We start from the raw sequence: 7,749 nt of genomic DNA, 5'->3' as shown, positions 1-7,749 counted from the left end.
CCGAGGCCGGCCTGGCCGTCCCCCGGCCATCTTTTGGTGACTTTTGGATGGCTCCAAAAGTCACTCGCCGCCGTAGCGGCGAAATCTCCTACCCCTATAAACTAAAATTTACCGCAATAAAACTAATTCGAGGTAATGCTTTATGTACCGCATCAAAACCATGAACAAAATCTCCTCTGCCGGTCTGGCCCATCTGGACCCGACCCGTTTTCAGGTGGGGAGCGAGGTAGAGAACGAGGACGGCATCCTGGTCCGTTCCGCCCCCATGCACGACTATGAGTTCCCCGACGGTCTGCGGGCCATCGCCCGGGCCGGTGCCGGCACCAATAACATCCCCATTGACCGCTGTTCCGAGCACGGCATCGTGGTCTTCAACACCCCCGGCGCCAACGCCAACGCGGTGAAGGAGCTGGTCATCGCCGCCATGCTCATCGCCTCCCGTGACATTCTGGGCGGGGCCGACTGGGTCCAGGAGCAGGCCCACACCCCCAACGTAGACGTGGCCTCCGCCGTGGAGAAGGGCAAGTCCGCCTTCGTGGGACCCGAACTGTTCCACAAGACCCTGGGCGTCATCGGCCTGGGGGCCATCGGCGCCCTGGTGGCCAACGTGGCCCTGGACCTGGGGATGGATGTGTACGGCTACGACCCCTTCCTGTCCGTGGACGCCGCCCTCCGGCTGGACCGCCACGTCCATGTGGTGAAGAGCCTGGATGAGTTGTACAAGGTCTCCGACTATATCACCATCCATGTCCCCTACAGCAGCGCCACCAAAGACACCATCAACGCCGAGGCCATCTCCAAGATGAAGGGCCAGGTCCGCATCCTGAACCTGGCCCGGGGCGGACTGGTCAACGACGATGACATGATCGCCGCCCTGGAGTCCGGCCGGGTGGCCAAGTATGTCACCGACTTCCCCGATGACAAGATCGCCACGGTCAAAAACGTCATCGCTCTGCCCCACCTGGGCGCTTCCACGCCGGAGGGCGAGGAAAACTGCGCCGTTATGGCGGTGCGCCAGCTCCAGGACTACCTGCTCAACGGCAACATCACCAACTCCGTGAACCTGCCCAACGTGTCCCAGGATTGGAGCGGCATCGCCCGCATCTGCCTGATCCACAAAAACGTGCCCGCCATGCTGACCCAGATCATGTCTGTTCTGTCCGGCGACGGCATCAACGTGGAGAACATGACCAACAAGTCCAAGAAGGACTACGCCTACACCATGGTGGACGTGAACACCCGCATTAGTGCGGAAGCCGCCGACGAACTGCGAGCCATTCCCGGCGTCATCCGGGTCCGGGTACTCAACCACTGATGCGCCTGCGGGTACAGTACAACTCCCCGGTCGTCCTCACCTTTGCCCTTCTGTCCCTGGGGGCGCTGGTATTAGGGGCTCTCACCGGCGGCTGGACCACCTCGCTGCTGTTCTGTGTCTACCGCGCTCCCCTGTCCGACCCACTGACCTATGTGCGCATGGTATGCCATGTGCTGGGGCATGAGGGATACGCCCACTATATGGGCAACATGACCCTCCTGTTGGTGGTGGGACCGCCTTTAGAGGAGAAGTACGGCTCCAAAAAGCTGCTGTTCTGCATTTTTGTCACCGCCCTGGTTTCCGGGCTGGTGCAGTTCTGCTTCTTCCCCGGTACCGCCCTGCTGGGGGCCAGCGGCATCGTTTTCATGATGATCGTCCTGTCCTCCCTGGCCGGAATGAAGGAGGGGACCATCCCCCTGACCCTGATTCTGGTGGCGGTGATCTACCTGGGCGGAGAAGTGGTGGACGCCTTCACCGCCCAGGACAACGTGTCTCAGCTGACCCACATCATCGGGGGGATCTGCGGCGCGGCGCTGGGATTTAAAATGAATAAACGTTAAAAAGAGAAGGACTGCGGTGCAGTCCTTCTCTTTTTGTATGGAATCTGATCAGCGGCCAAATCCGCCCCCGCGGCTCCCGCCGAAGCCGCCGCCCCGGCCTCCGCCGGAGAAGCCGCCGCTGCTGAAGCCGCCGCCCCGGAACCCGCCGCTGCTGGGTCTGGAGGAGGAGCCGCCCGGCCGGGAAGAGGAACCGCCCGGCCGTGGTCCGCTGCAGAAGCCGCCAAATCCGCCGTCAAAACCGCCCGGACCGCCAGGGCCCTTAGATCCGCCGGGCGGGGGCTGCCGCCAGCGTCGCCGGTACCAGCTGGAGCCAGGGCCGTGCCAGAACAGGATCGGGCGGAACACCACCGGAGGATTGAGAACGCCGTAATACCGCTGCCGGTAGGTAGCGTAGCGCAGATTATCCACAATGGTGGCAATGACCAGGAGGATGACCAACAGCATCACCCATCCCATGATGCTGGAACCCACGCCGGACTGGGGCCGCGCCACAGTGGCGGAACCGTCGCCGTAATTGTCCAGGTAATACTGGTTCAGGGCGGAGAACAGGGTCAGCACACCCTTGCCGTACTCCCCGGAGGCCACACTGTCATAGAGATACTGGCTGAGGTAGACTCCCACCTGGCTGTCTGACAGGGGATAATCCATCCCCACAGCGAAATAAGCGTCACCGTTTTGCGGGTTGATGGTCAAGTAACCATCATAGGCCCCCAATTCAAATTCCTCAGCCCGGTTGTAGGTGTACTCCTCCAGGCTGACATTGGGCGTATCGGCCAGGGTCTCCACCACGATGATGCTGCCGTACCGCTGGTCCCAGTTGGCGTTGTACAGGCAGATCTGTTTCTCCTGCTCGTCGGTAAGCACGCCGGCGAAGTCCCCGATCCACTGCTCATAGGCTCCCGTGGACAGGGAGGTGTCCAGCCCGGAGGGAGCGGGGGCAGAGCTGCCGCTCCCCTTGCTCAGTCCGATCCCCACGGCACAGGCGATCATGGCGGCGGTAACGAGCCAGGCCACCCAGGTTTTTTGGAAAACTTTCATAGCATACCTCAATACTCATTGGAAAAATACACGGACTATTTGCAGGCAGGAGCGGCCCGATGAGGGCATCGGGCCCTACTGTTTTCTAAGTGACCGAAGGCCGCTCCGGTCTTATCTCCCCTGCTCGGGAATCCGGCGCTTCTGGTCAGCCACGCAGTTCCAACAGCTTTTGTTTCAGCTCGCCCTCGATCCGTCCCAGTTCCGCTTCCGCTTCCTTCCGCTTCTGGGCGCCCTCGGTCTGGATCTTCATGACCTCGTCCAGGGTGGAAATGAGCTGCTGGTTGGTGTGCTGGAGAGTCTCGATGGAGACCACGCTGCGCTCGGCCTCCTTGGCCGTCTCGATGGTGCCCATCTTCAGCATATCGGCGTTCTTTTTCAGCAGGTCGTTGGTCATGTCGGTGACGGCGGCCTGGGCGGCGGTGGCCTGACGACCATGCTCCAGTCCCAGGGCCAGCACCATCTGGCTCTTCCACAGGGGGATGGTGTTCACCAGGGAGGACTGGATCTTCTCCAGCATCTGGGTGTCGTTGTTCTGGAGCAGACGGGTCTGGGGACCCATCTGGATGGAGATCATCCTCGTCAGCTCCAAGTCGTGGAGCTTCTTCTCGAAGCGGGTGCACAGGTTGGCAAAGTCGTTGTAGGCCTGGGCGTCCTCCTGGGCGCCGGTGGTTTCCGCCTTCTTCCGCAGGTCCTCCAGATCGTGGGTGCGCAGATACTCCAGCCGCTTCTTACCGGCGATGATATACATGGTCAGCTCTTTATAGTACTTGGTGTTCAGATCATACATCTGGTCGAACATGGCGATGTCCTTCATCAGGACCACCTGATGGTTCTCCAGCACTTTGACGATCTTGTCCACGTTGGTTTCCGCCTTGGAGTAGCTGGCCTTCATGGCCTCCAACTCGTTTTTCTTTTTCTGGAACAGCCCTGCGATCCCCTTTTTCTCCGGCTGGCCGAAGTTTTTCAGCTCCACCACCAGGGAGGACAGGGCTTCGCCCACCTCACCCAGATCCTTGGTCTTCACGTTGTTCAAGGCGTTCTCAGAGAAGGCCGCCACGTTCTTCTGGGCGGCGGCGCCGTACTGGAGCACCAGATTGGAGTCGGTGATGTCGATCTTCTGGGAGAACTCGTCCACCATCTTCCGCTCCGCCTCGGTGAGCATGGACTCGTCCACCTTGACGGCGTTGGCCTCCCGCTCCTTTTGAGCGGCCTCAGCGGCGGCCTGGGCGCTGCTGCCGGCGGCATCCAGGGTCAGGGAGGGGGCCGCGGGGGCCTGGGCAGTAGCGGTCTCAGGGCTCAGGGTCAGCTCCGGGGTCAGGTTCAACTCATCGCTCATATTTGTTTCCTCCTAATATATATCGTCAGATTGATTGTTTTTCTTATTACACACAAGACAGCGGTACCGGCAGTCAGGAGCGGTGCCCAAATGAACCGCCAACAACCGTCGCCAAAAATGTCCAGCGGTGCAGGGCTCGCGTTCCCGTTTCATACCGGTCTTCTCTGCCTCCGGTCACTCCTTCTTGTTCTCTTCGTCCTTCTTTCCGGCCAAAGCGCCACGGAGGCTCAGCACTCCCAAGGCCAGCCAGAACAGGGCCATCAAGCCCTGGCCCAGCAGGGAACCGTGGTCCGGCTGGGCCAATTTCACCGCCAGCTGTCCCCCGTTGATGAGCACCATCAGGGCGCACAGCAGGGGCAGCAGCCACTTTTTCCAGGTCATGGTCCCACCTCACAGTTCCAGCTTGATGCCGTCGCCGCCGGACTCCTTGGTGTCCTTGGCGCTGTTGTTGATGTTCATGCTGCCGAAGCCCTCCCGGGCCAGCAGGTTCTCCATCACAGTGATGTCGGTGGAGATGTCCAGCGCCTCCTCCCCGAATAGAGCGTCCAGCTGCTTGTCATAGGCCTGGGTGATGGTGTCCATCATGGACTCCACCTTGGCCTTGGTGGCGTCGATGTTCTCCCCGGAGATGCCGGTGGAGCCCATCCGGTCATAGACGTTCAGAATTTTCAGGGTGGTGGGCAGGTAGTAGTCCATAAAGCGGCGGATCTGGGGCAGCTTCTTGGGGTTGGCCGCCACGTGGTCTATGATTTTCCGGGTGACCTCCTCCAGATGGTCGATCTGGGCGGAGATCTTTTCATCCGGGATGTTCTCATTGAGCCGGCGCATCTCAGACAGGGCCCGGTCCCGCTCCTTGATCAGGGCGTCGATCTCCGGGTTCCCGGTGGACTTGGGTTCTGCCTTCTTTTCTTCCTTGGGCGCGGCCTTCTTCTCCGGTTCACCGGGAATCTCATAGGCCTTGTCCGGGAAAACGGCCTTGGCCACCACAAACACCACCAGGGACACCACAGCGCAGGTAATGAACTGCACCGCCGTATGCAGAGAGAACAGCAGGGCATAGACCAGCCAGGTCACGCCGATAAGATAGATGGGGATGACAGAACGTTTTACATGCTTGGCCATATTTTTTCCTCCGTTGCCCTCCGGGCCGCTGAACACAAAGTGATTTTATTTATTGTACCTCCGGAGCATCAGGAGTGTCAAGAAATTTGGCCCTGTGCGGGTCCTTTGCATTGACTTCTGGGAAAAGATTGAGTATGATTTTGTCAGAACTTTTTTCAACTAAAGGAGTGCCCCAATGATGCTGACCCTTGAACAATTCAAAAACGCCCGGAGCGTGCTCCAGGGTGTCCTGCGGCCCACACCGCTGATCCACTCTCCCTATCTCTCTAAAAGTTGCGGCAACAACGTCTATCTGAAGCCGGAAAACATGCAGGTCACCGGAGCCTATAAGATCCGGGGCGCCTATTTCAAGATCAGTACCCTCACCGAGGAGGAAAAAGCCCGTGGGCTGGTCACCGCCTCCGCCGGCAACCACGCCCAGGGCGTGGCTTACGCCGCCCAGGCCGCCGGAGTGGCCGCCACCATCGTCATGCCCACTACCACCCCCCTGGTGAAGGTGAACAACACCAAGGACTACGGGGCCAACGTGGTCCTCCACGGCGAGGTCTTTGACGACGCCGCCGAGCTGGCCGCAAAGCTGTCCGAAGAGCAGGGCCTGACCTATGTACATCCCTTCAACGACCTGACCCTGGCCACCGGACAGGGCACCATCGCCTACGAGATCTTCCAGGACCTGCCCGACGTGGACATCATTCTGGTGCCCATCGGCGGCGGCGGCCTGGCCGCCGGCGTGTCCACCCTGGCCAAGCTCCTCAACCCCAACGTGGAGGTCATCGGCGTGGAGCCCACCGGGGCCGCCTCTATGACCGCCAGTCTGAAGGCCGGCCATGTGGTCACCCTGCCCACCGCCACCACCATCGCCGACGGCGTCGCCGTCAAGACCCCCGGCGACAAGGTCTTCCCCTATGTACAGAAGAACGTGGACCGGATGCTGACCCTGGAGGACGGGGAGCTGGTGGAGGCCTTCCTGGACGTGATGGAGCGGCACAAGATGGTGGTGGAGAACGCCGGCCTGCTCACCGTGGCCGCCCTGCGCCATCTGGAATGCCAGGGGAAAAACGTGGTATCCGTCCTCTCCGGCGGCAATATGGACGTGATCACCATGGCCTCCCTGGTCCAGCACGGCCTGATCTGCCGGGGCCGGATCTTCACCTTTGCCGTCCAGCTGCCTGACCGCCCCGGCGAGCTGCTGCGGGTGGCCGAAGTGCTGGCCCGGAACAGCGGCAACATCATCAAGCTGGAGCACAACCAGTTCGTCAACATCAACCGCCAGTCCGGCGTGGAGCTCCGGGTCACCCTGGAGGCCTTCGGCCACGACCACAAGGAGCAGATCCTGGCCGCCATGCGGGACGCGGGCTACCAGGTATCCGAAACGGACACCGGCGATTTCTACACCTGAGCCCAGCCGTCTCACTGCCGTCCGCCGGCAGGGGACCCGCCGGCGGACGGCTATCGGAAAGCGGCGGACCGTCCGGGCTGCCGGGACAGGGTTCGGCCGTGGGCTGGGCCTGGAGCAGGTCCCGGTCCCGAGGCACCCGGGGAGCGGCATGCGCTCCCCTTCTCCGCCCTGTATCCTATGCGCGGCCGGAGCAAATTGTCCCCGGCCTGTCGCCGCCACATTCTTTGGAAAGTGAGGGACCTGTTATGGTCAAGATCGCCCCCTCGATCCTCTCCGCCGACTTCGTCAATCTGGAGCGGGATATTAAAAAGGTATCCACCGCCGACTACCTCCATGTGGATGTGATGGACGGCGCCTTTGTGCCCAACATCACCATCGGTATCCCGGTGGTCAAGTCCATCCGCAAGTGCACCGACATGTTTCTGGACGTCCACCTGATGGTGGACAAGCCGGTGCGGTATATCGAAGATTTCGCCAAGGCAGGGGCCGACCTGCTGTCCGTCCACCTGGAGGCCGACCACCCCACCCGCATCGCCCAGGCTCTGAAGATCATGGGGGAGTGCGGTGTGAAGAAGGCGGTGGCCCTGCGGCCCATCACCTCCGCCAACGCCATCCTGCCTTACATTGAGGAGCTGGACATGGTGCTGGTGATGACGGTGGAGCCCGGCTTCGGCGGTCAGGCCTTCATGGAGTCCCAGCTGGACACTATCCGTCAGGTCCGGGCCATCATTGAGAAGTACAACCCCGCCTGCGAGCTGGAGGTGGACGGTGGCATCGCCCCCAAGACCGCCCCCCTGGTGGTGGAGGCGGGTGCCAACGTACTGGTGGCCGGCTCCGCTGTCTACGGCGCGGCCGATATCCCCGCCGCCATCCAGGCCCTGCGTGTTTAAATCCGTTTGGTAGGGCGGGGGCTCGCCCCCGCCGCTCATAATATCCGCGCTGCCACGAACAGCGGGGTCAGGCCCCGCCCTGCGTGTCA

General features: G+C 61.5%; 8 protein-coding genes. 4 read left to right on the top strand and 4 right to left on the bottom strand.

Annotation, left to right across the window (positions count from 1 at the left end):
- The first annotated feature begins 142 nt into the window (after window positions 1-142).
- Together I6E42_RS02275 and I6E42_RS02270 are read left to right on the top strand one after the other, a co-directional pair.
- The gene (locus I6E42_RS02275) at window positions 143-1,315 is read left to right on the top strand and encodes a phosphoglycerate dehydrogenase (protein ID WP_235370212.1); all 1,173 of its coding nucleotides are present in this window, start codon (window positions 143-145) and stop codon (window positions 1,313-1,315) included.
- On the top strand, window positions 1,315-1,875 hold the full coding sequence (locus I6E42_RS02270; RefSeq protein WP_235370211.1) for a rhomboid family intramembrane serine protease: 561 nt from the start codon (window positions 1,315-1,317) through the stop codon (window positions 1,873-1,875). Before I6E42_RS02275 ends, I6E42_RS02270 begins: the two co-directional genes overlap by 1 nt.
- A 48-nt stretch (window positions 1,876-1,923) precedes the next feature.
- On the opposite strand, the gene I6E42_RS12680 is transcribed toward I6E42_RS02270, so the two are convergent.
- From I6E42_RS12680 to I6E42_RS02245, 4 genes are all read right to left on the bottom strand, one after another.
- Window positions 1,924-2,913, bottom strand: coding sequence for a TPM domain-containing protein (locus tag I6E42_RS12680; protein WP_268841843.1), 990 nt, complete (start codon window positions 2,911-2,913; stop codon window positions 1,924-1,926).
- Between the two features lie 145 nt (window positions 2,914-3,058).
- On the bottom strand, window positions 3,059-4,249 hold the full coding sequence (locus I6E42_RS02255) for a toxic anion resistance protein (RefSeq protein ID WP_235370210.1): 1,191 nt from the start codon (window positions 4,247-4,249) through the stop codon (window positions 3,059-3,061).
- 174 nt (window positions 4,250-4,423) lie between these two features.
- Window positions 4,424-4,630 carry a hypothetical protein gene (locus I6E42_RS02250; protein WP_235370209.1) on the bottom strand — a complete coding sequence of 69 codons (207 nt, stop codon included), beginning with the start codon at window positions 4,628-4,630 and terminating at the stop codon, window positions 4,424-4,426.
- Window positions 4,631-4,639: 9 nt separating this feature from the next.
- Window positions 4,640-5,371: a 5-bromo-4-chloroindolyl phosphate hydrolysis family protein gene (locus I6E42_RS02245; RefSeq protein ID WP_235370208.1), complete on the bottom strand. Its 732-nt coding sequence runs from the start codon at window positions 5,369-5,371 to the stop codon at window positions 4,640-4,642.
- A 178-nt stretch (window positions 5,372-5,549) separates the two neighbouring features.
- On the opposite strand from I6E42_RS02245, the gene ilvA reads away from it, so the two are divergent.
- Together ilvA and rpe are read left to right on the top strand one after the other, a co-directional pair.
- Window positions 5,550-6,770 (top strand): threonine ammonia-lyase, encoded by a 1,221-nt coding sequence (gene ilvA, locus I6E42_RS02240; protein WP_235370220.1) that lies wholly within the window; start codon window positions 5,550-5,552, stop codon window positions 6,768-6,770.
- Window positions 6,771-7,015: 245 nt separating this feature from the next.
- On the top strand, window positions 7,016-7,660 hold the full coding sequence (rpe, locus tag I6E42_RS02235) for a ribulose-phosphate 3-epimerase (protein ID WP_235370207.1): 645 nt from the start codon (window positions 7,016-7,018) through the stop codon (window positions 7,658-7,660).
- Window positions 7,661-7,749: the final 89 nt, after the last annotated feature.

Source organism: Pseudoflavonifractor phocaeensis, assembly GCF_021531815.1.
GTDB lineage: Bacteria > Bacillota > Clostridia > Oscillospirales > Oscillospiraceae > Lawsonibacter > Lawsonibacter phocaeensis_A.
The sequence above is the reverse complement of the archived record's forward strand: the minus strand, read 5'-3'. Positions and strand labels throughout refer to the sequence as shown.

Excerpts from the sequence above, each read along its gene's own strand:
- I6E42_RS12680 (WP_268841843.1), bottom strand. The coding sequence starts at position 2,913 with ATGAAAGTTTTCCAAAAAACCTGGGTGGCCTGGCTCGTTACCGCCGCC.
- I6E42_RS02255 (WP_235370210.1), bottom strand. The coding sequence starts at position 4,249 with ATGAGCGATGAGTTGAACCTGACCCCGGAGCTGACCCTGAGCCCTGAG.
- rpe (WP_235370207.1), top strand. The coding sequence starts at position 7,016 with ATGGTCAAGATCGCCCCCTCGATCCTCTCCGCCGACTTCGTCAATCTG.
- I6E42_RS02275 (WP_235370212.1), top strand. The coding sequence starts at position 143 with ATGTACCGCATCAAAACCATGAACAAAATCTCCTCTGCCGGTCTGGCC.
- I6E42_RS02250 (WP_235370209.1), bottom strand. The coding sequence starts at position 4,630 with ATGACCTGGAAAAAGTGGCTGCTGCCCCTGCTGTGCGCCCTGATGGTG.
- ilvA (WP_235370220.1), top strand. The coding sequence starts at position 5,550 with ATGCTGACCCTTGAACAATTCAAAAACGCCCGGAGCGTGCTCCAGGGT.
- I6E42_RS02245 (WP_235370208.1), bottom strand. The coding sequence starts at position 5,371 with ATGGCCAAGCATGTAAAACGTTCTGTCATCCCCATCTATCTTATCGGC.
- I6E42_RS02270 (WP_235370211.1), top strand. The coding sequence starts at position 1,315 with ATGCGCCTGCGGGTACAGTACAACTCCCCGGTCGTCCTCACCTTTGCC.